Annotated in this window: 20 protein-coding genes and 1 other RNA gene; 5 read left to right on the forward strand and 16 right to left on the reverse strand. The window is 70.3% G+C overall.

Features of this window, described 5'->3' with window-relative positions:
• Window positions 1-3 precede the first annotated feature (3 nt).
• The 7 genes from V6S02_RS10105 to V6S02_RS10135 all read right to left on the reverse strand — a co-directional run bounded on the left by V6S02_RS10105 (window position 4) and on the right by V6S02_RS10135 (window position 8206).
• Window positions 4-1275 carry an alpha-hydroxy acid oxidase gene (locus tag V6S02_RS10105; RefSeq protein WP_336400712.1) on the reverse strand — a complete coding sequence of 424 codons (1272 nt, stop codon included), beginning with the start codon at window positions 1273-1275 and terminating at the stop codon, window positions 4-6.
• On the reverse strand, window positions 1272-2027 hold the full coding sequence (locus tag V6S02_RS10110) for a FadR/GntR family transcriptional regulator (protein WP_336400713.1): 756 nt from the start codon (window positions 2025-2027) through the stop codon (window positions 1272-1274). The genes V6S02_RS10105 and V6S02_RS10110 overlap by 4 nt, the downstream gene beginning before the upstream one ends.
• A gap of 63 nt (window positions 2028-2090) precedes the next feature.
• On the reverse strand, window positions 2091-2744 hold the full coding sequence (locus tag V6S02_RS10115) for a thymidine kinase (protein WP_336400714.1): 654 nt from the start codon (window positions 2742-2744) through the stop codon (window positions 2091-2093).
• 29 nt (window positions 2745-2773) lie between these two features.
• Entirely contained in the window at window positions 2774-4762 is a 1989-nt protein-coding gene (locus tag V6S02_RS10120; protein WP_336400715.1) for a DUF2207 domain-containing protein, read from the reverse strand.
• 25 nt (window positions 4763-4787) lie between these two features.
• Window positions 4788-6299 (reverse strand): malate:quinone oxidoreductase, encoded by a 1512-nt coding sequence (locus V6S02_RS10125; protein WP_336400716.1) that lies wholly within the window; start codon window positions 6297-6299, stop codon window positions 4788-4790.
• A gap of 98 nt (window positions 6300-6397) precedes the next feature.
• Window positions 6398-7474 (reverse strand): aspartate-semialdehyde dehydrogenase, encoded by a 1077-nt coding sequence (locus V6S02_RS10130; protein ID WP_336400717.1) that lies wholly within the window; start codon window positions 7472-7474, stop codon window positions 6398-6400.
• Between the two features lie 150 nt (window positions 7475-7624).
• Window positions 7625-8206: a dihydrofolate reductase family protein gene (locus V6S02_RS10135; protein ID WP_336400718.1), complete on the reverse strand. Its 582-nt coding sequence runs from the start codon at window positions 8204-8206 to the stop codon at window positions 7625-7627.
• A gap of 70 nt (window positions 8207-8276) precedes the next feature.
• Between V6S02_RS10135 and V6S02_RS10140 the strand changes: the two genes are divergently transcribed.
• A complete protein-coding gene (locus V6S02_RS10140) occupies window positions 8277-8879 on the forward strand; it encodes a TetR/AcrR family transcriptional regulator (RefSeq protein ID WP_124293859.1) in 603 nt (200 codons plus the stop codon).
• On the opposite strand, the gene V6S02_RS10145 is transcribed toward V6S02_RS10140, so the two are convergent.
• Window positions 8858-10144 carry an aspartate kinase gene (locus V6S02_RS10145; protein ID WP_124293860.1) on the reverse strand — a complete coding sequence of 429 codons (1287 nt, stop codon included), beginning with the start codon at window positions 10142-10144 and terminating at the stop codon, window positions 8858-8860. The two genes, V6S02_RS10140 and V6S02_RS10145, sit on opposite strands and share 22 nt — an antisense overlap.
• A 122-nt stretch (window positions 10145-10266) precedes the next feature.
• Between V6S02_RS10145 and V6S02_RS10150 the strand changes: the two genes are divergently transcribed.
• Window positions 10267-10764, forward strand: coding sequence for a hypothetical protein (locus tag V6S02_RS10150; protein WP_124293861.1), 498 nt, complete (start codon window positions 10267-10269; stop codon window positions 10762-10764).
• On the opposite strand, the gene V6S02_RS10155 is transcribed toward V6S02_RS10150, so the two are convergent.
• The 8 genes from V6S02_RS10155 to ffs all read right to left on the reverse strand — a co-directional run bounded on the left by V6S02_RS10155 (window position 10765) and on the right by ffs (window position 21518).
• Window positions 10765-11718, reverse strand: a complete 954-nt coding sequence (locus tag V6S02_RS10155; protein WP_336400719.1) for a DMT family transporter — start codon at window positions 11716-11718, stop codon at window positions 10765-10767.
• Entirely contained in the window at window positions 11715-12308 is a 594-nt protein-coding gene (recR, locus tag V6S02_RS10160; RefSeq protein WP_124293862.1) for a recombination mediator RecR, read from the reverse strand. The genes V6S02_RS10155 and recR overlap by 4 nt, the downstream gene beginning before the upstream one ends.
• Entirely contained in the window at window positions 12308-14521 is a 2214-nt protein-coding gene (locus V6S02_RS10165) for a DNA polymerase III subunit gamma and tau (protein WP_336400720.1), read from the reverse strand. Before V6S02_RS10165 ends, recR begins: the two co-directional genes overlap by 1 nt.
• Before the next feature lie 67 nt (window positions 14522-14588).
• Window positions 14589-17120, reverse strand: a complete 2532-nt coding sequence (locus V6S02_RS10170; protein WP_336400721.1) for a glycoside hydrolase family 65 protein — start codon at window positions 17118-17120, stop codon at window positions 14589-14591.
• A complete protein-coding gene (locus V6S02_RS10175) occupies window positions 17117-17863 on the reverse strand; it encodes an HAD family hydrolase (protein WP_336400722.1) in 747 nt (248 codons plus the stop codon). The genes V6S02_RS10170 and V6S02_RS10175 overlap by 4 nt, the downstream gene beginning before the upstream one ends.
• 120 nt (window positions 17864-17983) lie before the next feature.
• Window positions 17984-19225, reverse strand: a complete 1242-nt coding sequence (locus tag V6S02_RS10180; protein ID WP_336400723.1) for an acetate/propionate family kinase — start codon at window positions 19223-19225, stop codon at window positions 17984-17986.
• A complete protein-coding gene (gene pta, locus V6S02_RS10185) occupies window positions 19222-21375 on the reverse strand; it encodes a phosphate acetyltransferase (RefSeq protein WP_124293867.1) in 2154 nt (717 codons plus the stop codon). The genes V6S02_RS10180 and pta overlap by 4 nt, the downstream gene beginning before the upstream one ends.
• A 46-nt stretch (window positions 21376-21421) precedes the next feature.
• Window positions 21422-21518: signal recognition particle sRNA small type (ffs, locus tag V6S02_RS10190), an RNA gene on the reverse strand.
• 161 nt (window positions 21519-21679) lie between these two features.
• On the opposite strand from ffs, the gene V6S02_RS10195 reads away from it, so the two are divergent.
• From V6S02_RS10195 to V6S02_RS10205, 3 genes are read left to right on the forward strand one after another with little or no spacing between them, the layout of a single operon-like run.
• Window positions 21680-22663 carry an AAA family ATPase gene (locus tag V6S02_RS10195; RefSeq protein WP_336400820.1) on the forward strand — a complete coding sequence of 328 codons (984 nt, stop codon included), beginning with the start codon at window positions 21680-21682 and terminating at the stop codon, window positions 22661-22663.
• 4 nt (window positions 22664-22667) lie between these two features.
• Window positions 22668-23918: a DUF58 domain-containing protein gene (locus V6S02_RS10200; RefSeq protein WP_336400724.1), complete on the forward strand. Its 1251-nt coding sequence runs from the start codon at window positions 22668-22670 to the stop codon at window positions 23916-23918.
• Complete coding sequence (locus V6S02_RS10205) at window positions 23905-26214, forward strand: transglutaminase family protein (RefSeq protein WP_336400725.1); 2310 nt, start codon at window positions 23905-23907, stop codon at window positions 26212-26214. The genes V6S02_RS10200 and V6S02_RS10205 overlap by 14 nt, the downstream gene beginning before the upstream one ends.
• The last annotated feature ends 18 nt before the right edge of the window (window positions 26215-26232 follow it).

Below are 26232 nucleotides of genomic sequence, written 5' to 3' on the forward strand. Positions count from 1 at the left end.
CGCTCAGCGCGCACGCTCAGCGCGCGCGGCGTCACCCACCGGCACCAGGCGGGTGAGCTGCGTCACGTGCGCGGGTTCGAGCTCCGCGAGGCTGGACACTCCCAGCAGGCGCATCGTGCGCTCAATCTCCTCCCGGAGGATCGCGATCGCGCGATCGACGCCGGCACGCCCGCCCGCCATCAGGCCGTAGAGGTACGCCCGCCCGACGAGGGTGAAGGACGCGCCGAGCGCGATCGACGCGACGATGTCGGCACCGTGCATGATCCCGGTGTCGACCATCACCGTGGCATCCTGGCCGACCTCCCGCACCACACGCGGAAGCAGGTGGAAGGGCACCGGTGCGCGATCGAGCTGACGCCCGCCGTGGTTGGAGAGCACGATGCCGTCCACGCCCGCCTCGATCAGTCGCACGGCGTCCTCGACCGTCTGCACCCCCTTGACGACGATCTTCCCCGGCCAGAGATCGCGGATGACACCGAGGTCGTCGTAGCTGATGGTCGGGTCCATCGCGGCATCCAGCAGCTCTCCGACCGTGCCGCCGGTCGAATTCAGTGAGGCGAACTCCAGCTTCGGCGTCGTCAGGAAATCGAACCACCACCACGGCCGCGGGAGGGCGTCGAGGATCGTCCGTATCGTCAGCTGCGGCGGAATCGAGAAGCCGTTCCGCTTGTCCCGGAGGCGCGCCCCCGCAACCGGGGTGTCGACGGTGAACAGCAGCGTGTCGAAACCCGCCGCCGCAGCCCGTCGAACAAGCTCGTAGGAGATCTCCCGGTCGCGCATGACGTACAGCTGGAACCAGTTGCGACCGTGCGGGTTCGCAGCTCTCACGTCCTCGATGGAGGTCGTCCCGAGGGTCGAGAGCGCGAAGGGGATTCCCGCGGCGCCCGCCGCCGAGGCGCCGGCCCGCTCGCCCGCGGTGTGCATCAGCCGGGTGAATCCCGTGGGGGCGATGCCGAACGGCAAGGCGCTCGCGCCACCGAGGACGGTGAGGGAGGTGTCGACGTGCTCGGCGGGTCGGAGGATCGACGGGTGGAACTCCACGTCCTCGAAGGCGCGCCGAGCCCGCGCCAGCGACAGCTCGCCCTCAGCCGCCCCGTCGGTGTAGTCGAACGCCGCCTTCGGCGTGCGGCGCTGGGCGATCGCCCGGAGGTCGGCGATGGTGAGGGCCGAGGTGAGGCGTCGCCGGGTGCCGTTCAGCTCGGGACGCTTGAACCGCATGAGCTCGCGGAGGTCTCCCGGCACGGGCAGCTGTCGCCGGATGGTGGGCTCGGTCATGTCTTCGTCCCCTCGGAGGGCGTGGCTGTCTCGCGAGCCAGATGGGCGTCGGAGTAGTACCCGATGATGTGGGAGCGCACGAGGTCACGGGCGCGTCCGGGATCACCCGCCTCGACGGCCGCCACGATGGCGCGGTGCTCATGCTGGAGCCGCGTCGACATCGCCGCCCAGTCCGGCACTCGTGCGGCACCGATCCGCACATACGACTCGATCGCACTACGCAGGCCCGCCATCGTCGCGGTGATGACGAGATTTCCGGATGCTTCGGCGAGGCCGAGGTGGAACTGCGCGTCGAGCGTCAGGAATTCGTCACGGGTACGCTCTGCGGCGTCCATGGCATCGAGGATGCGGCGGACCGGGGCCGTGTCGGGCGCCCCCTGCGAGGCGAGATCTTCGACGACGGCGCTCTCCAGCGCCACCCGGGTACGCACGACGTCGTCGAGGGGGAACCCGTGTGCCGCCACCTGCAGCCGGAGAAGCGCCGACATTCCACCGCGCGGGGTGGCGATGATCACCGCCCCCGAGCTCGGCCCCGAACCCGTCCCGGTACGGATGAGCCCCATCACCTCGAGAACACGAAGGGCTTCACGCACGCTCGAGCGTCCGACCCCGAGGCGTGCCGCGAGGTCGCGCTCGGGCGGCAGGTGATCACCGGGGGCGAGGGTGTCGTCGAGGAGGTCGCGCTCGATGTGCTCGAGGACGACCTGCCACGCTCGCGGGGCGGGCGGCGGGGGATCGTCGGGTGAGGGCATGCGGTCTCCGATGGGCAGGTGGCCACCCTACTCTGTGGTCAGACCACATGCAACCGCACAGAACTACCGCCCGTCGAGACGACCGCCCGACTCACGCAGGTAGCACTCCGCGCACATCGACTCGTAGGTCACGCGGTCGGCCGAGAGCTCGTCGATCGCGACCTGGTCGCCGTCGAAGACGAACCGGCCGCTGACCAGCCGGGCGTTGAAGAGCGCCTTGCTCCCGCACCGGCAGATCGTCTTCAGCTCCTCGAGACTGTGGGCGAGCTCCATCAGCCGTGCGGACCCGGGGAACGCATCGGTGCGGAAATCGGTACGGATGCCGTAGGCGAGAACCGGCACACGGTCGAGAACGACGATGCGGAGCAGATCATCGACCTGCTCGCGCGTGAGGAACTGGGCCTCGTCGATGAGGAGACAGGCCACGTCGGGGCTCGTCTCCCCCGCCTCGGGAACGAGCGCATCCTCTGCCGTTCGCCGGACGCGCTCACGGTGCTCGCCGAACAGCAGGCGGATGTCGTCGTCGGGCCCGACGAGGAAGTCGACGTCGCGGGTGACCCCCAGGCGGCTGGAGACCTTGGCGGCGTCCTTGGTGTCGATCGCGGGCTTGGCGAGCAGCACATGCTGTCCGCGCTCTTCGTAGTTGTAGGCGGCCTGCAGCAGAGCGGTCGACTTTCCGGAGTTCATCGCGCCGTAGCGGAAATACAGCTTTGCCACCCCGAGAGTCTAGGCCCCGGCGGATCCGATCACCGGCCGCCGAATCCGCCGCCGCCTCCCCCGCCTCCCGAGAACCCCCCGCCGCCGGAGCTGCCCGATGACGACCAGCTGCTCGAAGACGACGAACGGGACGACGAGAACGATCCGCTCCGCGAGACCGGCGTGGCCGCGAGGCGACCGATCGAGGAGGACGCCCGCGACAGGGAGTCGGTGGTGACCGCGTCGAAGAGGGCCGCACGTGCACCCGCCGCGTCCGTGGGCACGTGCCCGGCGGTGCGGATCACGTCGATCCAGTCCTGCTGCATCCCGAACAGTACCGCGTAGGGCAGCAGTCGCTCATAGAGGTTGACCACGTCGGCTCCGGGCGCTCCCGGCGCTTCGGCGAACGGGCGACGGCCGGAGGAGACCAGATCCGCCGTCGCCGGCGCCTGGGCCGCCCGGAGGCGATCCTCCTCCACGAGCGAGAGGTAGCGGCGGATGCCCTCGAGGTAGGTACGGTGGCGTCCCCCGGCGAGGGTCAGGGTCGAACCCGGCACGGAGAAGAAGGGCAGGACGATGAACGCCGCGAACGCGCTGGCGATCGCAAGCCCGTAGATCCACCCGCCGATCTCGCCCACGTCCTGGATCACCGACGGAACTTCGTCGAGGAAGAAGGCCAGGAGGATGCCGGTGGTCAGGCCGGCGAACTGAAGGAGGCTCCGGACGCGTCCGATCCAGCCGGGCGTGGCGGTCCGGTACCCGCGATCGATGGTGGCCCGATCGATCTGGCGCACATAAGCCACGGCGCGACTGGGCGGGTTGCGCGTGAAGGCCCCGAGATCGACCCGGTCGCCGGGAGCGGCATCCTTGCCGTACAACGCCGTCACGACGCGGCGATCGTCATGGGCGAGCCCGGTCTCATCCCGCAGGACGACGGAGAAGTCGTCCGCTTCGGCCCTGTCACCCGAGCCGATGATCTCGACCTTGTCGCGGACAGCCAGATCGACGATGTGCGCGGCCAGAGCGCGTTCGGGAACACCCCACACCCCCGCCGACAGCGTGGGAGACTCGTCCTCGGCGGGGGTGTAGTGAACGACCACCGGCGACCGGTCGGGATTTCGCCGCAGCACCCCTCGCAGCACCACCAGGAAGAGAAGGCCACCGATACCGCACAGAAGCCCCAACCCGGGCAGTATCCACTCCCACCACGGGTAGGGCGGCGGGGGCGGCGGAGAGACGGCGGCGAACGTACCGGTGGCGAAGCCGAGCGAGACGGTGAGGTTCTCGTCGGGACCGAGCCCGGTGTCATCCGCGATGAACGAGGCGTCGACCGACGGCGCGGCGCCGGCACCGAGACCGGCAGCCCAGACCGCGACCGCCCCGTCCAGCGCCGCCGGCGGGGCCGCCTCCCGGATGTCGCAGACATCCGTCGAGCCCGCGGGTCCGGTGTAGCAGTACGCACGCCCCGGCAGCAGGTCGTCGGCCGGGTCACCGAGCACATAGACGACGGCTTCGACGGCATCGAAGGGCTGCGCGTGATCGGTGCCGACGGTGTCCCACGTGAACTCGTCGGCGTCGGTGTCGTCGTAACGCACGACCACGTCGGTCATCGTGTAGGAGATGACGTAGGTCTGCGCGCCGCGCACGTAGGAGTCGTCTCCGGTCAGAACGTAGACGAACTCGTCATCCTCCTCCGTCCACCACGGGATCGGCTCCCCGCCCTCACCCGTGACGCTGACGACGGACGTGTCATGATCCACGCCCGAGTCGGCCTTCGGGATGGCACGGACGATGCCGCGGTTCTGGTCGAACTCGGGGAACCGAGCGACGATCGTCTCGGTCGTGAACAGCGCACTGCGTCCGCTCGGCTCCCGCCCGAGCCAGTACTCCCCCGTGAAGGAGTCGTAGGAGAAATCGTCGACGTCAGCCGCAACGGCCTCCGCTGCATTCGATCCCGCCGCACTCGATCCCGCCGCCGAGATGCCGCCGGCGGATGCCAGCAGCAGCCCCGCGACCACCACGCTCTTCGCGATCCCCACCGCGCCAGCGTAGCGATCGCCGAGATCACGCGGTGAGCGCGAGCGCCTCTGCCGTCTCGGACAGCACCTCTTCGGCGACCTCGGGCCGCGGGTTCAGCGTGTGGCCGTAGCTCGGGATCAGCTGCTGCAACCGCGGCTCCCACTCAGCGATCCGGTCGGGGAAGCACGTCTTCAGCAGCCCGAGCATGATCGACACCGCCGTCGACGCCCCGGGCGAGGCTCCGAGAAGCCCGGCGATCGTGCCGTCCGCCGAGGTGACCACCTCGGTGCCGAACTGCAGCACGCCGCCCTTCTTCGGATCCTTCTTCATGACCTGCGCACGTTGACCGGCCTGCAGCAGCTCCCAATCCTCGTCACGCGCGGTCGGCATGAAGTCACGGAGACTGTCGACCTTGCGCGCGTGGTTCTTCAGCAGCTCGCCGACGAGGTACCTGATGAGCCCGGGGTTGTCGACGGCGACCTTCAGCATCGGCAGGATGTTCCCCGGTCTGACCTGCGCGACGATGTCGGTGATCTTGCCGTGCTTCAAGAACTTCGGGCTGAAGGTGGCGAACGGGCCGAACAGCAGCGAGGCCTCGCCGTCGACGACGCGGGTGTCGAGGTGCGGCACCGACATCGGCGGCGCCCCGACCGAGGCCTGGGAGTAGACCTTGGCGCGGTGCTGCGCAACGAGGGCGGGATTGCTGGTCTTCAGCCACTGCCCCCCGATCGGGAAGACTCCGTATCCGCTGATCTCGGGGATGCGGCTGGATTGCAGGAGCTTCAGGGCCCATCCGCCCGCGCCGACGAACACGAACCGCGCGCGGGTCTCCCCGGGGGTGTGGCCGATGGTGTTGCGCCACTGCACCCGCCACGTGCCGTCCTTGGCTCGCCGGATCTTCTTCACCTCGCGATTGGTGACGACCTCCGCGCCCTTCTCGACGAGGTCGTCGAACAGCTGACGGGTGAGCGCACCGAAGTCGACATCGGTCCCACTGGGGACCCGCGTCGCGGCGAACGGTTCGCCCTTCCTGCGCTTCTTCATCAGCAGCGGGGCCCACTGGTTGATGACCCGCGAGTCCTCGCTGTACTCGATGCCGGCGAAGAGCGGCTGCTGCCTGAGGACCTCGTAGCGTTTCCGGAGGTAGGCGACGTCCTTCTCACCCGTGACGAAGGTCATGTGCGGGGTGGCGTTGATGAAAGTGGACGGCTCGTCGAGCACACCCCGGTCGACCAGGGATGACCACAGCTGGCGGCTCTGCTGGAACTGCTCGTTGATCGCGATCGCCTTGGCGGGGTCGAGCGATCCGTCCGGGCCCTCGGGCATGTAGTTCAGCTCGCACAACGCTGCGTGACCGGTCCCGGCGTTGTTCCACGCGTTGGAGCTCTCCAGGGCCACGTCGCTCAGTCGTTCGTAGACGACGATCTTCCAGTCGGGCTGGATTTCCTTGAGCAGAGTTCCGAGGGTGGCCGACATGATGCCCCCGCCGATCAAGACGACGTCGATGACCTCGTCTGGTGCCGCCGGTGGGGTCTCGGAATCGGAGGAATCAGTCACGGAACGATTCTACGCGCCGCGGAAAACCTCCCGATCAGAGCACGGGTCCGAGCGCCGAAAGGATGGCGGAACTTTCTCGTCGTCGAAAGACCGGTGGGTCAGGCGCCGGCTCCTGCGAACCGTCGGGATGCCACGAGCTCGGCGATCTGCACCGCGTTGAGAGCGGCGCCCTTGCGGAGATTGTCGTTGCTGATGAACAGGACGAGTCCTCGCCCCTCGGGGGCCGACTGGTCGGCGCGGATCCGGCCGACGAAGCTTGCGTCCTTCCCCGCCGCCTGCAACGGCGTCGGCACCTCTTCGAGACTGACCCCGGGAGCATCGGCGAGGATCTCGGCTGCCCGTGACGGCGAGAGCTCGCGGGCGAACTCCGCGTGGATGCTGAGCGAGTGGCCGGTGAAGACCGGTACCCGCACACAGGTGCCCGCGACACGGAGGTCGGGAAGCTCGAGGATCTTGCGGCTCTCGTTGCGGAGCTTCTTCTCCTCGTCGGTCTCGTTCTCGCCGTCATCGACGAGGTTGCCGGCGAGCGGAATCACGTCGAAGGCGATCGGTGCGACGTACTTCTTCGGCTCGGGGAAGTCCACCGCGGAGCCATCATGGACGAGACGGAGCGTTTCGCCCTGTGCCAGCACACCCTCGACCTGGCCGAGCAGCTCCTCCGCGCCCGCCAGTCCCGATCCGCTGACCGCCTGGTAGGTGCTGACGATCAGCCGCTCGAGACCCGCCTCGGCGTCGAGCGGCTTCAGCACGGGCATGGCCGCCATCGTCGTGCAGTTCGGGTTGGCGATGATGCCTTTGGCGGCCTCGTCGATCGCGTGGGGGTTGACCTCGCTGACGACGAGGGGCACCTCGGGGTCCATGCGCCAGGCGCTGGAGTTGTCGATGACGACGGCGCCCGCCTCGGCGAAACGCGGCGCGTGTGCCCGGCTGCCGGTCGCGCCGGCCGAGAAGAGGGCGATGTCGATGCCCTGCGGGTCGGCGGTGGCGATGTCCTCGATGACCACCGTGTGCCCGGCGAAGTCCACCGCGGTGCCCGCGGAGCGGGAAGTGGCGAAGAGTCGGAGCTCACGGATCGGGAAGGAGCGCTCCAGGAGGATCTCGCGCATGACGGTGCCGACCTGACCGGTGGCACCGACGACGGCGAGGGACAGACCGGAGTCGGAGATGCGGGCCATGGGTAGGGAGTCTATCGCTCGGGCTGCGGGCCTTTTCCTGTGTGACGCCGCTGGCCCGCCTCGATCAGCCGAGTGCGGCGGCACCGAAGGAGACGGCGAACTGGATGGAGCCGATACGCGGATGCGAGAGCGCGAGGCTGGACATGCGCCTCACGTTCCCGGACGACGACGGGCGTACTCGTTGATGAGGACGCCGGAGCGGAAGGTCCGGCTGGTCTCCAGGGTGAACGCCGTCGGGTCATAGCCGGCGGCGAAGAGCGGACGCCCGTCGCCGAAGACGACGGGATTGACCTTCAGCACCAGACGGTCGATGTCGTCGAGCAGCTGCCCGGCGAGATCGCCTCCCCCGCAAAGCCAGATGTCACCGCCGCCGCGCGCCTTCAGGTCTGCCACGACACGGCGGGGGTCCCCCCGCTCCACGCGCACCCCCGCACCCACGTCGGCCTGGGTGCGGGTGCGCGAGAAGACGATCTGGTCGAGATGCGCGTACGGCGAGTCGGTCACGCTCAGTCCGGCGGCGAAGGTGTTCCATCCCATCAGCACGGTGGAGAACCTCTCGCGTGGCGCGGTCGATCCGGACTGTTCGTAGAAGGCGGAGGGGAGCGTGTCCGCCCAGTCGACCTGAATCGCCTCCAGGTGATCACCGGTCACCGGAAAGGCCTCGAACCCCCCGTCGGGCGCGCAGATCCGCCCGTCGAGACTGGTCGCGACGTAGTAGACGAGGTCCGTCATGGCTTCACCTTTCACAACATCTGTTGTGGTTAACATACGACAGATGTCGTGGTCACGCTAGGGTGAGGGCGTGGCCCGGAACGATGCACGGCGGCAGACGCTCGCAGACGCGGGACTGTCCGTCATCGCGCGAGAGGGGATGCGGGGACTGACCCATCGGGCCGTCGACGCTCAGGCCGGCGTGCCTGTGGGCACGACCTCGAACTACTTCCGCAACCGCGCCGCGCTCATCGCGGCGCTGGTGCACCGGATCGGCGAGCGACTGGCGCCGGACCCGACGGTGTACGCCCCGTGGCAGGATCGCGCCCCGACGCCCTCTCTGTTCGCCGACTACGCGCGTGACATCGTCCGCCGACTGCTGGCCGACCGCGACGTCTCCCTCGCGCTGTTCACCCTCCGCATCGAGGCCGCGCGCAATCCGGAGATCGCCGTCCCCCTGGGGGAATGGATGCGCACGGGCTTCGCCGCCGACGTCGCGTTCAACCGGAGTGCGGGCCTCCCCGGGGGCGACTTCGAGATCGCGCTGTTCCACTACGCCCTGGAGGGGCTGGTCCTGGACAGGCTGACGGTGTCGATCGATCCGGAGATCTCGACCGACGCCGCTGTCGACGCCTTCGTGCGGGGGATCCTGGGCGATGACCCGGCCGCGGGTCAGCGCCCCGTGCCGGCGTAGACGACAGCCTCGGTCTCGCCGTCGAGACCGTAGGCGGTATGGACGACGCGGGCGGCCTCGCCGAGGTTGTCACCCCGGACGACGACGGAGGTGCGGATCTCGGATGTCGAGATCATCTCGATGTTGATCCGCGCGACGCTCAAAGCCTCGAACAGCGTCGCCGCGACGCCCGAATGCGTGCGCATCCCGGCACCGACGATCGAGAGCTTGCCGATCTGGTCATCGTGGACGAGGCTCTGGAACCCCACCTCCGACTGCTCGCCGGCGAGGGCCTTCAGTGCCGCCGTCGCGTCGGACTTCGGCAGAGTGAAGGAGATGTCGGTGAGACCGGTCGCCGCTGCGGAGGCGTTCTGGACGATCATGTCGACGTTCGCGCCCGACTTGGCCACGATCTTGAAGATGTCCGCCGCCTTGCCGGGTACATCGGGAACACCGATGACGGTGATCTTGGCCTGGCTGAGGTCGGTGGCGACTCCGGCGACGATCGGCTCTTCCATGTTCTCTCCCTTTTCCCCGTCGGGAAGACTCTGGCCCGGACCGACGACCCACGTCCCGACGTCCGGGCTGAACGTCGAACGTGCGTGGATCAGCACCCCGTGCCGGCGGGCGTACTCCACCGCGCGGATGTAGAGCACCTTCGCCCCGTTGGCCGCGAGCTCGAGCATCTCCTCGCTGGAGATGCTCCCCAGCTTCTGCGCCTTGGGCACGACCCGCGGGTCAGCGGTGAAGATCCCGTCGACGTCGCTGTAGATCTCGCACACGTCGGCCTCGAGCGCGGCGGCCAGGGCCACGGCGGTCGTGTCCGACCCGCCGCGACCGAGCGTGGTGATGTCGCGGGTGTCGCGGTTGAACCCCTGGAAACCCGCGACGATCACGATCGCCCCGTCATCGAGCGCCTCTCGAAGGCGTACCGGCGTGACGTCGACGATGCGCGCCGCACCGTGCGTCGCATCCGTGATCATGCCCGCCTGGCTGCCGGTGAACGATCGCGCCTCGAAGCCCATCGAGTGGATGGCCATCGCCAGCAGCGCCATCGAGATCCGCTCGCCGCTGGACAGAAGCATGTCGAGCTCGCGCGGAGCCGGCATCGGCGCGACCTTGCCCGCGAGCTCGAGGAGTTCGTCGGTGGTGTCGCCCATCGCACTGACGGCGACGACGACTTCGTGACCGGCGCGCCGGGTGTCGACGATCCGCTTGGCGACCCGCTTGATGCTCTCGGCATCGGCGACCGACGAGCCACCGTATTTCTGGACGATCAACGCCACGTGCAAGACCCCCGCGTACGTCTGGCGCCACAGCGCCCGGCGACGGCGCGCGACGGGACGGCGCGCCGATGCACCATCTTACGGACGTTCGCATTCCCCGACTTCCATGTAGCCTGCCGACCATGACGGCGGACCTGGCTGCGTGGTCGGACTTCAACGTGGCGATCGTGGGTGCCACCGCGGCTCTCGCGGGCCTGGTGATCGTCGCCGCGAGCGTCAACATCCGAGAGGTCATCCAGGCGACGACCGTCACGGCCCGTCTGGGGGCCGGCATCGTCGCCCTCGTGGTCGCCCTCTCGATCGCGGCGATCGGCCTGGTCCCCGACCTCGGCGCCGTCGCCTACGGCGTGACCGTCCTCGTCCTCACCCTGATCGCCGCCCTCTTCCAGGGACATGCGGCGCGTGTCATCGTCCGCACGCCCCCACCCGGTGACGACACGCGACCGGCGGCGGTGAAGGCCGTGATCGGCTTCGTGCCGATCGCCGCCTACGCTGTGGCCGGGTTCGCGCTCGTCGTCGGTCACCCCGCCGGGCTGTATGCCGCCGCCGCTGCCGCGCTCCTGACGATCGCCTCCGCGCTGCTGGTGTCGTGGATCGCGTTGGTCGAGGTGCTGCGCTGATCAGCCCGGGGCGACCGGTGGCGGATCGACCGCGGGGCGACGCGGCCGGAGGGTGCCGCCCGTGGCGGCGAGCCAGCAGCCGAGGATGACCAGCGGGAAGCCGAGGAGCAGTCCCACGGTGAGGGGTTCGGAGAGAACGATCACCCCGAGAAGGATGGCGACGACGGGGTTGACGTAGGTGAACAGCGGCGCACGGGCGGGGCCGACCTCGCGGATCAGGGCGAAGAAGGCGATGAAAGCGAGCGCCGTGCACAGCACGGCGAGGAGGCCGAGCGCCCAGAGGCTCCGCGCGCTCGGTGGGGCCGGCTGCACGATCAGCGCCACCGGGAGGTAGCACAGTCCGACCGCCAGGAGCGAAACGGTGATGGTGCCGAGCGGAGGAACGTCGCGCAGCTTATGGGCGACGATGAAGGGAGCGGTGGCGTAGAGCACGGCCACCAGCAGCACTTCGCCGACGGCGACGAGGCCGGCGGCGACGTCGCCCTCGGAGATGGCGGGCCCGGCGACGATCACGCCCACGCCGACGAATCCGATCACGAGGCCGAGGATCCGGGAGGGGCGGAGGACGGCACGGTCACCGCCGACGACGGCGATGACCGCCGCGAACAGCGGCACCGTGGCCACGAGGAGTCCGGTCAGACCTGACGACAGCGTCAACTCGGCGTGGCTGAGCAGGAAGAACGGTCCCGCCATCTCGACCGCTCCGAACGCCAGCACCCACCCGATCTTGGCGAACGCGGGGCGCATCGCCTTCGCGCGAAGCGCGAAGGGCAGCAGCAGCAGGGCAGCGGCAAGCGTTCGGCCCGCGACCACACCCGCCGGGGAGATCGTCTCGACGGCCTCCTTGATGAAGAGATACGGCATGCCCCAGAGCACCGACATGACCGCGAAGAGGATCCAGCCGCGCGTGCTGAACCGACCTCCGGCCGGAGGGGCGGTGACGGGTGCGGTCACATCGAGCGCCGGCCTTCGAAGGCGCGCCCGAGGGTCACCTCGTCGGCGTACTCGAGGTCGCCTCCGACCGGCAGCCCCGAGGCCAACCGGGTGACGGTGATCTGCAGTGTGTGGAGCAATCGGCTGAGGTACGTCGCCGTCGCCTCGCCCTCGAGGTTGGGATTCGTGGCGAGGATGACCTCCTGCACGGTGCCGTCGGCGAGGCGCTGCATGAGCGACGCGATCCGCAGGTCGTCGGGTCCGATTCCCGCGATCGGGCTGATGGCGCCGCCGAGCACGTGGTACAGCCCGCGGAACTCCCGAGTCCGTTCGATCGCGGCGACGTCTTTGGCGTCCTCGACCACGCAGATGAGCGTGGCGTTGCGACGCGGGTCGCGGCAGATCGCGCAGCGCTCCTGCTCGGAGACGTTGCCGCAGATCTCGCAGAAGCGCACCTTCTCCCGCACGTCGGCGAGCAGGTGCGCCAGGCGGGAGACGTCGAAGTTCGGCGTCTGCAGGATGTGGAAAACGATCCGCTGCGCCGATTTCGGTCCGATGCCCGGAAGACGGCCGAACTCGTCGATCAGGTCCTGAACGATGCCGTCGTACATCAGCCGAACCTCGTCGGTGCCTGGTGCGGCTCCTCGCGGACGAATCGTGCACCCAGCACCTGGCGGACGACCGCCTCACCGTACCTCTGCATGCCCCCGGAGGATCGCGCGGGCGGCACGATCGGCGGAGCGATGACCGGCGGCACCGGCACGTCGACGGCCGTCGGCGCCACCTCCGCGTCTGAATCGTCGTCGGGCTCGGCCGAAGACACGACTTCGGAGGCGGGAAGCACCTGACCCTCGCGTCGGGGGCCCGCGGATGCCGCCCGGACGCGGGCGACCTCGATCGCGGCGTCTTCCGGATCGTCGTCGACGGCCAGAGCCGGCATCGCTCGGGCATCGGCGGCGCCTGCGCCGCCGGGGATCGGGGCCACAGCCCACTCCGTGACCGACGCCACGGCGCCGGTCGCCGATCCGCCCGGCGCGGACGCGACCGAACGATCGGTCGCTCCGCGCATCGGCGCGCCCCGCGGAGGCCGCGCCGCGGCTGCCTGGTGCGCTCCTCCGCCCCGACCGGGAGGATCGGAGGGGCCGGGGTCGTCGTGGGGATCCGGTGGCGGCGGAGGCCCATCTTCCCCACCGATGTCGCGCGGACCTTCGTCGCGGGGCGCGTCGCCGGCACCGGCGTCATGGCGGGCGAGGTACTTCACCCGTATGCCCAGGACACCCTGGATCGCGGTACGGAGGTCTTCGCTGGGTCCCGCGCCGGCGGTCCGCTGCTTGAACTTCACCAGATCGGCCTGACTCTGGAACGACAGCGTGAGCACGTCGTCCTGCAGGCCGGCGACGCGTGCGGTCGAGGCGACCAGCCACGACGAACGGCTCAGATCCTCGAGCCGCGCCAGTACCTCCGGCCAGGCGTTGCGCATGAGATCGAGTGTCACGGGCCCGGCCGGCGGTGTGGCGACCGGTTGCACCGGTGTCGGCGCGGCCGTCGCGGGCACGTCGGTCGCATCCTCGGCGGGCGGCGAGGACTCCGCGCCGGAGGACGCCGCCGGGGTCACGGCCGCCGGGCTCGGCGGCGTCGCCGGCGCGGCCACGACATGCGCAGGCGGCGCCGGCGCGGCCACGACATGCGCGGCCGGCGATGCTCCGACACTTCCCACCGTCGAGCCGGTGTGCGTCAGCACGCGGGCGATCATGAGCTCGAGCTGCAGACGCGGCGAGGTCGCTCCGGTCATGTCGTCCAAAGCGCCGATGACGATGTCGGCGGTGCGTGAGAGCCGCTCGACGCCGAAGGCATCGGCCTGCCGCATCATCTGCGCCAGGTCCTCCTCCGACGTCCCACGCAGGACCGCGGCCGCCCCCTGTCCGGCGGCGCCGACGATGATGAGGTCCCGCAGCCGCTCGAGCAGGTCGTCGACGAAACGGCGCGGGTCCTGCCCGGTCTGCACCACGCGATCGACCGCCGCGAACGCGGCGGCGGCATCGGCTGCGGCGAAGGCGTCGACGACCTCGTTCAGCAGCTCGCCGTGGGTGTAGCCGAGCAGAGCGACGGCGCGCTCGTATCGCACGACCGGGCCATCGGACCCGGCGATCAGCTGGTCGAGCAGCGACAGGGTGTCGCGAGGCGACCCGCCGCCGGCACGCACGACGAGCGGGAGCACGCCCGTCTCGACCGTCACGCCCTCGCTCTCGCAGAGCGTCTGGACGTACTCCAGCATCGCGGCGGGCGGCACGAGCCGGAACGGGTAATGGTGCGTCCGCGACCGGATCGTGCCGATGACCTTTTCGGGCTCGGTGGTGGCGAAGATGAACTTCACGTGCTCGGGCGGTTCTTCGACGAGCTTCAGCAGGGCGTTGAAGCCCTGCGGGGTGACCATGTGCGCCTCGTCGAGGATGAAGATCTTGAAGCGGTCGCGCGCGGGGGCGAACACCGCCCGTTCCCGAAGATCTCGCGCATCGTCCACGCCGTTGTGGGAGGCTGCGTCGATCTCGACCACATCGAGCGAACCGCCACCGCCCCGCCCCAGCTCGACGCAGCTCTCACAGGTGCCGCAGGGAGTGTCGGTGGGACCCTCGGCGCAGTTCAGGCAGCGGGCGAGGATGCGCGCCGACGTCGTCTTCCCGCAGCCGCGAGGACCCGAGAACAGGTAGGCGTGGCCGACCCGATCGCTGCGCAGCGCGGTCATGAGCGGCTCGGTGACCTGCGACTGCCCGATCATCTCGCCGAACGCCTCGGGACGGTAGCGGCGGTACAGGGCGGTGGTCACCCGAACAGCCTACGGCGTGCCTCCGACATCCGTTCTGCCGTCTCCTCCCCCTCCGCAACGAACGGGATCACCGTTCTGTCGCGGGCTCCGGCTCCCCAGCCGCTGCGGGGACCGGGGAGGTGATGATCGGGATGGAGGCGGTGACCGTCGGCACCGACGCCGACAGCGTCGTGCCGTCCTCGAGTCGCACATCGGCGAACTGCGTCAGCGACGGCCGGCCGGGGATGACCGGTCCTTGGTTCTCCAGGGGAACGACGACCTCCTCTCCGGGCGCGACCACGTAGGGCGTCCCGCGCACGCTGAAGATCAGGGGCACCTCCCCCTCGATCCGCACTCGCATCTCGGCGGCGCGGATCGCCACGGAGACCGGAGTGTCACGCCACCGGAGCGGGAACGACAGCTCCTCCCATCCGGCGGGCAGACGCGGGTCGAACGAGAGTTCGCCGGCGTGATCGCGCATGCCGCCGAAGCCGCTGACGAGCGCCGTCCACACCCCACCCGCCGAGGCGACGTGCACGCCGTCGGCCGCGTTGTGGTGGAGGTCGGCGAGATCGACGAAGATCGCCTGCCGGAAGTAGTCCAGCGCCAGCTCCTGATAGCCGACCTCGGCGGCGAGGATCGTCTGCACCACCGCCGACAGGGTGGAGTCCCCCGTCGTCAGCGGGTCGTAGTACTCGAAGTCGGCGAGCTTGTCCTCGTCGGAGAAATGCTCCCCCTGCAGGAAGAGGGCGAGGACGACGTCGGCCTGCTTGAGCACCTGGTAGCGGTAGATGACCAGCGGGTGGAAGTGGAGCAGGAGCGGACGCTTGTCGGCCGGCGTCGCCTCGAGATCCCACACCTCGCGCTCGAGGAAGATCTCGTCCTGCGGGTGGATGCCGAGCGCCGTGCTGAAGGGGATGTGCATGGCCTCGGCCGCGCGCTCCCAATGCTCCGGTTCGGCCGGATCCAGCGACAGCCGCTCCGCCGTCGCGCGGTAGGCATCGGGATCGCCCTCGGCCATGTCCCGAAGCGTCCTGGCGGCGAAACGCAGGTTGAAGCGCGCCATGACGTTGGTGAAGAGGTTGTCGTTGACGACGGTGGTGTACTCGTCGGGCCCGGTGACGCCGTGGATGTGGAACGACTCGATCGCGTCGCCGTTGGACGTGCGCCAGAACCCCAGCGTGGTCCACAGCCGCGCGGTCTCGACGGCGATGTCCACCCCCTCGCGGTACAGGAAGTCGGTGTCGCCGGTCGCCCGCACGTACTTCGCCAGGGCGAAGCAGACGTCGGCGTTGATGTGGTACTGCGCGGTACCGGCGGCGTAGTAGGCCGAGGCCTCCTCGCCGTTGATGGTGCGCCAGGGGAAGAGGGCGCCGGCCTCGTTGAGCTGGTAGGCGCGCCGGCGCGCGGCGGGCAGCATGAGATAGCGCATCCGCAGCGCGTTGCGAGCCCACAGCGGCGTCGTGTAGGCCAGGAACGGCAGGACGTACACCTCGGTGTCCCAGAAGTAGTGGCCGCTGTAGCCCGATCCGGTGACGCCCTTGGCCGGCACGCCCTGCTGATCGGCCCGCGCGGCGGCCTGCGCCAGCTCGTACAGGCACCAGCGGGTGGCCTGCTGGATCTCGGGCTGGCCCTCGATCCGGATGTCGCTGCGCGCCCAGAACGCGTCCAGCCACGCCCGCTGCCGGTCGAACTGGTGTGCGACGCCCTCGGCCAGGGCACGGTCGATGGTGCGCCGGCAGCGGTCGACCAGTTCCCGGGCGGGGACGCCCCGCGAGGTGTGGTAGCTGACGAGCTTGGTCACCCGGATGGGGACTCCTGCTCGCGCCTGCACGCGGAAGACGTTCTTGGCGATGTCGGGCTCGACGATACCCCGTGCCGAGTAGTGGTTCTCGGTCTCCACGACATGGTCGGCGACGACGGCCAGCGTCATCCCCGAGTCGGTCACCTGGTACGCCAGGGCCGAGCGGTCGCGATCCTGCCAGTACTCCTTGGGCTGGAGCACCCGCTCGTGGATCTTGTCGCTGCGCCGGGGGTCGAATCCGGCCTTCTTCGCCGGCGCGGGAGACCCGCCGTAGACGTCCTCGCCGTCCTGCCGGTTGATCAGCTGGCAGTTGATGGTCACCGGGGCGTCGGCGTTCAGCACGGTGACGTCGAGTCGGAGGATCACCAGGTGCTTCTCCTCGAACGACACCATGCGCTCGTCCTCGATCAGCACCTCCTTGCCGGAGGGGGTCACCCAGAGCACACGGCGGCGCAGCACGCCGCTCTCCATGTCGAGCTCGCGGTGGTACTCGCGCACGTCCGCCACGTCGAGCGAGAGCGGTTCGTCGTCGACGTAGACCCGCATGATCTTGGCGTCGGGCGCGTTGACGATGATCTGGCCGACCTCGGCGAAGCCGTAGGCCTGCTCGGCGTGGTGGATCGGGAAGGTCTCGTGGAACCCGTTGATGAACGTGCCGTGTTCGTGGGCGTGCCGCCCCTCGGGCGTGTTCCCCCGGAGTCCGACGTAGCCGTTGCCGACGGAGAACAGCGTCTCGGTGACGCCCTGATCCTCCAGGGAGAACCGCTTCTCGATCAGCCGCCAGGGATCGACGGGGAACCGGTCGCGGTCCATCATGCCGGGATCGCCTTCTCGACGAACTCCGCGAGGTCGCTCACCACGACGTGGGCGCCGGCGTCGCGCAGGGTCTCGGCACCGGCGCCACGGTCGACCCCGACCACGAGCCCGTAACCAGCGGCCACGGCCGACTGCACGCCGCTCAGGGCATCTTCGACGGCCGCGCTGCGCGCGGGGTCGACGCCCAGCATCCGAGCCGCCTCGGCGAAGACGTCGGGCGCGGGCTTGGAGGCCAGATGGTCGCGCTCGGCGATGACGCCGTCCATCACGACCGAGAAGCGGTCGCGGATGCCGGCGACGGCGAGCACCTCCTCGGCGTTCTTCGAGCTGGACACCACCGCGATGGGCACCTCCGCGGCGATGAGGACGTCCAGAAGGGCGACCGATCCGGGGTAGGGGGCGATGCCCTCGCTTCGGAGCACCCGGGCGAAGACGTCGTTCTTGCGGTTGCCGATTCCGCAGACCGTGTCGGCGGTGGAGGCATCGGACGGCTCTCCCCAGGGAACCTCGACGTCCCGGCTGCGCAGCAGGCTCGCCACGCCGTCGTACCTCTTCTTGCCGTCGAGGTGGGCGAAGTAATCGGCGTCGCTGTAGGGCGGGGTGACGTCCCACGCGGCGAAGAGCTCCTCGAACATCGTCCGCCACGCATGCATGTGCACCTCGGCGGTCGGGGTGAGGACGCCGTCGAGATCGAACAGCACGCCGTCGTAGGTGGTGAGGTCGGGAAGGGCGGGGGCGGTCACGGGTTCTCCATACGCGAGCGAGGCTCCTGCCGGGGGGGGTGAGGCACGGAGCAGCGAGAGGGACGGATAAAGCGTAGTGGCCCGCGATCGAGGCGGGTGAACGCCGGGGTTTCGAGCGCGTTACGGGGCCGGGGTGCGTCCCGCCACGGTCAGGGTCTGCCGGGCGATCTCGAGTTCTTCGTCGGTCGGGACGACGAGCACGGTGACCGCCGAATCATCGGCGGAGATGACCCGGATGCCGCGCTCGCGCGCGTCGTTTCGCGCAGGATCGACCCGGACGCCGGCGAACCCGAGGGTCGCCAGCGCCGCAGCGCGCACACGGGGGACGTTCTCACCGACGCCGGCGGTGAAGGAGATCACGTCGACCCCGCCGAGCTGCGCGAGATAGGCCCCCGCGTACGCCCGGAGCCGATGCACGTAGACCTCGAACGCGAGGGCGGCCGCGGCGTCGCCGCGGTCGATCCCGGCCTGGATGTCCCGCATGTCCGACACCCCGGCGAGCCCCAGCAGTCCGCTGCGCTTGTTCAGCAGCGCATCGAGCTCGTCGATGGAGAGCCCGGCACGACGGGAGAGCTGGAACAGCACCGCCGGATCGACGTCGCCCGAGCGGGTGCCCATCACGAGCCCCTCGAGCGGTGTGAGGCCCATCGAGGTCTCGACGGATCGACCGCCCTCGATCGCGGTGACCGACGCCCCGTTCCCGAGGTGGAAGACGATCTGACGGAGCTCGGTCGTCGGGCGCCCGAGGAAGGCGGCGGCCGCTTCGCTGACGAACTTGTGGCTCGTGCCGTGGAAGCCGTAGCGCCGGATGCGATGGGTGGCGGCGAGTTCGGCGTCGATCGCGTAGGTGTAGGCGGCGGGCGGAAGTGTCTGATGGAACGCGGTGTCGAAGACGGCCACGTGGGGGACGCCGGGGAAGGCCTTCTTGGCCGCGACGATGCCGGCGAGATTCGCCGGGTTGTGCAGCGGCGCGAGGACCGACAGCTCGTCGATGTTGATCTCGACGAGCGGTGTCACCAGGGTGGGTTCGAAGAACCGTGCGCCGCCGTGGACGACCCGGTGCCCGACCGCGACCGGGGCGGTGTCGGTCAGCGACGGACCGTTCTCGGCGAAGGCCTCGAGCATGACCGCGAAACCGGCCGTGTGGTCGGGGATCGGGAGCTCGCGCTCGAAGGTGGCATCGACCATCGTGGTCGCGGGGCCCGTCAGCGAGGCTTGATGAACGGTGTGGATCGCGCGCCCCGGGCCTGCCTGTCCGATGCGTTCGACCAGTCCCGAAACCAGCAGGGTCTCCCCCGTCATGTCGATGAGCTGGTACTTGAACGACGACGATCCGCTGTTGACGACGAGGACCGGGTTCACTGTCCGTCCTCCCCCTGCGCCTGGATCGCCGTGATCGCGATGGTGTTGACGATGTCGTCGACGAGCGCGCCCCGCGAGAGGTCGTTGATGGGCTTGTTCAGCCCCTGCAGCACGGGACCGATCGCGACTGCTCCGGCCGAGCGTTGCACCGCCTTGTAGGTGTTGTTCCCCGTGTTCAAGTCGGGGAAGACGAACACCGTCGCCCGCCCCGCGACAGCCGAACCGGGGGCCTTGGCGGCCGCGACCGCGGCGTCGGCGGCGGCGTCGTACTGGATCGGGCCCTCGACGGGGAGCTCGGGTGCCCGCTCGCGGACGATCGCCGTGGCCGCCCGGACCTTCTCGACGTCGGCCCCGGAGCCGGACTCCCCGGTCGAGTACGACAGCATCGCCACGCGCGGCTCGATGCCGAACTGCTCAGCGGTCGCCGCGGACGAGATGGCGATGTCGGCGAGCTGTTCCGCCGTCGGATCGGGGATCACGGCGCAGTCGCCGTACACCAGCACGCGGTCGGCCAGCGCCATGAGGAAGACGCTGGAGACCACCGAGACGCCGGGCTTGGTCTTGATGATCTCGAACGCCGGGCGGATGGTGTGGGCGGTCGTGTGCGCCGCGCCCGACACCATGCCGTCCGCCAGTCCCAGGTGGACCATGAGTGTCCCGAAGTAGGACACGTCGGTCACCGTGTCGGCCGCCTGGGAGTAGGTGACCCCCTTGTGGGCGCGCAGTCGCTCGTACTCGCGCGCGAAGCGGTCGACGTGCACGGCGTCGAAGGGCGAGATGACCTGGGCGTCGCGGATGTCGATCCCGAGCTCGATCGCCCGGTTCCGCACCTCGATCTCCTCGCCGAGGATCGTCAGGTCGGCGATGCCCCGAGCCAGCACCGTGGCGGCGGCGCGGAGGATGCGGTCGTCGTCGCCCTCGGGAAGGACGATCCGGCGGCGTTGCGCGCGTGCACGCTCGAGCAGGCGGTACTCGAACATCAGCGGAGTGACGACGGTGGGCCGGGCGAGTCCCAGCGCGGTGACCAGGGTGTCGGTGTCGACGTGCCGCTCGAACATCGACAGGGCGGTGTCGTATCGGCGCTGCGAGTCGGCGGCGAGACGGCCCCGCGTCCCCATGATCCTGACCGCGGTGTCGTAGGTCCCGAGGTCGGTGGCGATGATCGGCAGCGACGAGTCGAGGCCGTCGATGAGGGTGTCGACCGGCTCGGGCAGCGGGAAGGGACCGTTGAGGATGACCGCGGCGATACTCGGGAACGTGCCCGACGAGTTCGCCAGCAGGGTAGCGAGCAGCACCTCGGTGCGATCGGCGGGGATCACCACGATCGCCGATTCGGTCAGGCGCGGCAGCACGTTCACCATCGACATGCCGGCGATGACCACTCCGAGCACCTCGCGGGTCAACAGGTCGGCATCACCCTTGATGAGGCGACCATCGACGGCACGGGCGACGTCGCGGACGGACGGGGCGACCAGCAGACGGTCTTCCGGAAGCGCCCAGACGGGCACCGCTACGCCGCCCGCCGCGGAATCGCCCGCCCCCCGCGACGCGGAGACCACGCCCGAGATCGCGGCGACGACGTCGTCGAGGCGATCGGGGTCGGCGCGGTTGGCGACCACGGCGAACAGCTCGGCACGCTCGTGGGCGAGCTCGGCGAGCGCGAGCGCGGTGATCTGGCCCATCTCGGCGGGTGTGCGGGCGATGGTGGTACCCAGCTGCTCACCCTGCCCGTGCTGGGCGCGGCCGCCGAGCACGAGAAGCACCGGAGCTCCGAGATTCACCGCGATGCGGGCGTTGTAGGTGAGCTCCGCCGGGCTGCCGACGTCGGTGTAGTCGCTGCCGAGCACCACCACGGCGTCGCAGGCCGCGGCGACGGCGTGGTAGCGCTCCACGATGGTCGCCAGCGCCTGCTCGGGATCGCGGCGCACGTCGTCGTAGGTCACGCCGATGCAGTCCTCGTACGGCAGGTCGACGCCGTCATGGTCGAGGAGCATCTCGAGGACGTAGTCCGGCTCGATGGTGGAACGGGCGATCGTGCGGAACACCCCCACGCGCGACGCGGCGTGACTGAGAGCGTCGAGCACGCCGAGCGCGATCGTCGACTTGCCCGAGTGACCCTCGGCCGAGGTGATGTAGATGCTCTGCGCCACCTGTCCAGCCTATGGGCGGGGCCCTCACCGGGCACGTTCCCGGGAAAAGTAAGACTCTCCGCGAACCCGGCAGAGCCTGGTTACCCTTGCTACGTTTCCGTCCTGGGGGAGTTGGCCTGGATGCCGCCTCGCGGAGAGCTGACGCCAGTCTACCCCGGGAGAGGTCGGGGGATTCCCAGGCCCTCCTCTCCCGTCGGCGGTTACGATCGCATAACGAGCGCCGATGCTCGGCCCGCGCGCCGTCCGAGAGGACCACATGGATCACCCCGTCACGACCGAGCAGGTCGCGTCCGTCCGCTCCGCCCTGCCCGATCGACCGGCGTCGGCCGAGGAGTTCGCGCAACTGACCGAGGCCATCGTGGCCTCGGTGGAGCGGGTGATCGACGGCAAGCCCGACGCGGTGCGGAGCTCCCTGGTGTGCCTCCTCGCCGAGGGCCACCTCCTCATCGAGGACGTCCCCGGCGTCGGGAAGACCATGCTCGCCCGAGCGCTGGCCGCGAGTGTGGATGCCACGGTGCGTCGCATCCAGTTCACTCCCGACCTGCTGCCGGGCGATGTCACCGGGGTGAGCGTGTTCAATCCCGTTGCGCGGGAGTTCGAATTCAAGCACGGCGCGGTGTTCGCCAACATCGTCATCGCCGACGAGATCAACCGCTCCTCCCCCAAGACGCAGTCCGCCCTCCTCGAGGCCATGGAGGAGGGGCAGGTCACCGTCGACGGAGCGACCCACCTCCTTCCCGACCCGTTCCTCGTCGTGGCGACGCAGAACCCGCTGGAGATGGAGGGGACCTATGCCCTCCCCGAGGCCCAGCGCGACCGCTTCATGATGCGCATCTCGATGGGCTATCCCGATGCCCGCTCCGAGGCCCTGATGCTGCGTCAGCGCGAGACCGTCAATCCGCTCGACGCCATCCGCCCCGTCGCCTCCGCATCCCAGATCGCCGGCCTCATCGCCTGGGCCCGCGCCGTGCACGTCGCACCGGCGATCGAGGACTACGCCGTCGCCCTCGCGGCGGCCACCCGCACCCACGCCGACCTGCGTCTGGGGGCCAGCCCGCGCGCCACGCTGCAGCTGGTGCGGGCCGCGAAGGTCTGGGCCGCCCTCGACGGCCGCGGATTCGTCATCCCCGACGACATCACCGCGCTCCTCATCCCCGTCTTCGCGCACCGGCTCATCCCGACCCGATCCGCCGGCGGCGCCCGGGCGAAGTCGATGACCGATGTCATCTCGTCGGTGCTCGAACAGATCGCCGCGAGCGTGCGGGTGCCGATCGCCGCACGGCAGTGATCCGATGCTCCGACGACTCTGGCCCCTGACGCTGCGCGGAACCGGTGCGGCGCTTCTGGCGCTGGTCTGCTTCGTCGTCGCGAGCGAGGTCGGGATCCCCGAGCTGATGTACTTCGGGATGCTGCTGGTCGCCGTCCTCGTCGCCGCGGTGGCCTCGCTCTACCTCACCCGCCACGCCGACTCGGTCACCCGCTCGCTGGCGCCGGACACCGTCGGGGTGGGTCGCGCGTCGCTCGTCCGCGTGCGCGTCGGCGTCCGCACCGCGCTGCCGACGCCCCCCGGAACCTGGACCGATACGCTCCCCGCCGGGCTGGCGGGCGCGGCGGCGGGGGTCTTCCCTGCGCTCGGTTCGGGGCTGCGGGGCTCGGATCGCACGGTGGACCTCGCCTACACCGTGACCGGGGTGCGCCGCGGCATCCACCATCTCGGTCCGCTGCGGGTGCACTCGGCCGACCCCTTCGCCCTCGCTCGCCGCAGCACCCTGTACGGTCAGCGCACCCGTGTCACCGTCACCCCCGCCGTGATCGACCTGCCACCCCTCACGGGTCTGGCCGGTGAAGCCGGGGGCACACTCCAGACGCAGAACAATCAGCCCGGTCAGGGCGCCGACAATCTCATCGCCCGCCCCTACGCGCCCGGTGATTCGATGCGGCGCATCCACTGGCGGGCGACCGCCCACCGCGACGAGCTGATGGTGCGTCAGGAGGAGCAGGAAGCGACCCCGGAGGCGACCGTCGTCCTCGACCGGGGAGTGCTGCGGTGGTCGACCGAAGCCCTCCACGAGCCGGGAGCCGATGACGCCTTCGAGACGGCGGTGGCGGCGTGCGTCTCGGTGGTTTCACGGCTGGTGCGCGACGGATACGGCGTGAGCGTGCTCGACAGCGACGGCACCGCCCTCGCCGCACGAATCGACGGCGGAGACACCGCGGCAGTGGAAGACCTCGTCACCCAGTTCGCGACGGTCACGGCGCGACGCGACGACCACCTTCCGCGCCTGGCCCGTCAGTTCGCGGGTGTCATGACCGGGCCGGTGATCGTCTTGACCGGACGCCTCGACCCCGCCGACGTCGACGCGCTCGCGCCGATCGTCCACCACTCGACCTTCGCCGTGCTGCTCGCGGCCTCGCCGCGCAGCGGCGCGCTGGACCGCGCGGGCGACATCGGCTGGCACGCGGTCCACCTCGACCCCGACGGCGATCTGGTGCAGGAGTGGGCCGCCGCGGGCGAGCGGGGGGTGAGCCGTGCCCTCCGCTGAGCCGTCATCGCGCCGGGGTGCGGATCTGCTCCTCACGGCCGGGGTCTTCGCCGCCCTGATCGCGGCGCTCCTCCCCCTCATGCGGGTGGTGCGCCCCACGGGATGGCTCCTCGGCACCCTGGTGATCGTGGCCGTGGTGCTCGCGACCGGATATGTCGCGCGACGCTTCCGGCTGCCTGCGCTGGCGGTGTCGCTGATCGAGGTGGTCGTGTGGGTGGCTTTCGTCACCGTGGTGTTCCTCCGCGACACCGCCTTCCTCCTGGTGATTCCGACCGTGGAGACGTTCCGCGAGCTTCCCGACATCCTCGCCGCCGCCGGGGAGGAGATCGCGCTCGGGGTCGCGCCGCTGACTCCCAGCGCCCCGCTCTCGATGCTGATCGTCGGGGCGACGGGGCTCCTCGCCGTGGTCATCGACCACGTCGTCCTCACGGCTCGGATGCCGCTGCTCGCGGGCGTCGGATTGATCGCGGTCTCCCTCATCCCCGCGATCGCGGTGCCGGCGGAGATCGACGTGGTCGCCTTCGTGCTGCTGGCCGCCGCGATCCTCTTCCTCATCCGCACCGACACCCGGACGCGTGAAGGGGCGGGGAGCGCGGAGTCGACCCGCGCGACCGGCTCGTCGGCGTCCGGGGGGTCGGCGTCCGGGGTGTCGGCCACGGCGATCGGCATCGGCGCCATCGCCGTCGTCGTCGCCCTCGTGGCCACCCCGCTCCTCCCCCAGCCCGCGATCCGGCCGGGGTCGGGGGATCTCGGCCCCGGTCCCGGCATCGACGCCACCCTTCAGCTGGGCGACGACCTGCGGCGACCGCGCGAGGTCGAGGTGCTGCAGATGCGCAGCGACGCGCCCACCCCGCCCTACCTCCGGGCGACGACCCTCACCGAGTTCACCGGCGCGGTGTGGGAGCCCGACAGCGGGCGTTCCTATCCGCTCGACAGCGCCGAGGCGCTCACCGCCCTCCCGGTCGATCCCGAGATCCAGGTCGCGGAGTATTCGACGACGGTGGAGATCCGCAACCTCAATTCCTCGTGGCTGCCCGTGTCGTACCCCGCAACCGGCATCGAGGGACTCGACGGGGTGTGGGGGGCGTTCCCCTACAACCGCACCGTCGAAGCCCGACAGGGCGGGACGCAGGGTCAGGACTACGAGGTGCTCTCCAGCGTCCCTCGTCCGACGCTCGAGCAGATCCGCGCCCGGTCGGCCGGGGGCGAGGGCGTCCGCGCCGACACCCTCGGGCTGCCCGTCGATCTGCCTCCCATCGTCGGCGAGCTCGCCGCCGAGGTGACAGCCGGGGCGGCGTCGGATTACGACGCGCTCCTGGCGCTGCAGAGCTGGTTCCGCGGAGCCGACTTCCGCTATTCGCTCGAAGCGCCCGTCGAGGAGGGTTTCGACGGCAGCGGCGCCGAGGCGGTCGCCCGCTTCCTCGAGGTGCGGGAGGGCTATTGCGTGCACTACGCCTCGGCGTTCGCCCTGATGGCGCGCACCCTCGGCATGCCGAGCCGCATCGTCGTGGGGTACCTGCCGGGAACCTCGACCGGCGACGCCGTGGACTTCCAGACGGTGTACTCGGTGATGTCGGGACAGCTGCACGCGTGGCCGGAGATCTACTTCGAAGGCGTCGGATGGATCCCCTTCGAACCGACCAACGGCCTGGGTCAGCCGACCCGCTTCTCCCCCGAGGCCTCGGCCCCCGGAGAGACCGCCGACGGCGCGGACGACGCCCCCGAACCATCGGCCCCCGCCGACGTGCCCGACGCCGTCGACCCCGACACGGGCGAGCCGCTGACCCCGGATGCCGGCACCGCCGCCCCTGACGACGGGGTCGACGCTCTCCCGACGGTGACGGTGGTCTTCGCCGTCCTCGTGGTGCTGGCGATCCCGCTCATCGTGAGAGATCTGCGGAGGAGGCAGCAGCTGTCGGCCGCGCGGTCCGGCGACGCCGCCGCCGCGTGGGCCATCGTGCAGGACACCGCGATCGACCTCGGGATCCCGTCGCCGGTCAGCGAGAGTCCGCGGGCGCTCGGCGCCCGGCTCATCGCCGAGGCCGGGGCCCCCGCCGGGGCCATGGGTGTGCTCATCCGGGCGATCGAGCGGGCGAGCTACGCGCCCGGCGGGCGTCACGGCTTCGGTCAGGGCGAGGCGACCGCGGCCGCGGCGAGCGAGGTGCGGGCGGAGGTGCTGGCTGCGGCGCAGCCCGCGCGACGCCTTCTCGCGCTCGTCGTGCCGCGCTCGCTCATCATCCGCCCCGGGTCGCTCTACGCCGGCGCCGGCCGCGGCACCTCCCGCCCGGCCGGCTGACCGACGGCCGGCGGCGGG

Source organism: Microbacterium sp. CCNWLW134 (assembly GCF_037083565.1).
In the GTDB taxonomy this organism is placed as follows: Bacteria; Actinomycetota; Actinomycetes; order Actinomycetales; family Microbacteriaceae; genus Microbacterium.

Coding starts and splice junctions, on each gene's coding strand:
- V6S02_RS10105 (WP_336400712.1), bottom strand. CDS start 1,275: ATGACCGAGCCCACCATCCGGCGACAGCTGCCCGTGCCGGGAGACCTC.
- V6S02_RS10110 (WP_336400713.1), bottom strand. CDS start 2,027: ATGCCCTCACCCGACGATCCCCCGCCGCCCGCCCCGCGAGCGTGGCAG.
- V6S02_RS10130 (WP_336400717.1), bottom strand. CDS start 7,474: ATGGCCCGCATCTCCGACTCCGGTCTGTCCCTCGCCGTCGTCGGTGCC.
- V6S02_RS10135 (WP_336400718.1), bottom strand. CDS start 8,206: ATGACGGACCTCGTCTACTACGTCGCGACCAGTCTCGACGGGCGGATC.
- V6S02_RS10150 (WP_124293861.1), top strand. CDS start 10,267: ATGACGGCGGACCTGGCTGCGTGGTCGGACTTCAACGTGGCGATCGTG.
- recR (WP_124293862.1), bottom strand. CDS start 12,308: ATGTACGACGGCATCGTTCAGGACCTGATCGACGAGTTCGGCCGTCTT.
- V6S02_RS10170 (WP_336400721.1), bottom strand. CDS start 17,120: ATGATGGACCGCGACCGGTTCCCCGTCGATCCCTGGCGGCTGATCGAG.
- V6S02_RS10200 (WP_336400724.1), top strand. CDS start 22,668: ATGCTCCGACGACTCTGGCCCCTGACGCTGCGCGGAACCGGTGCGGCG.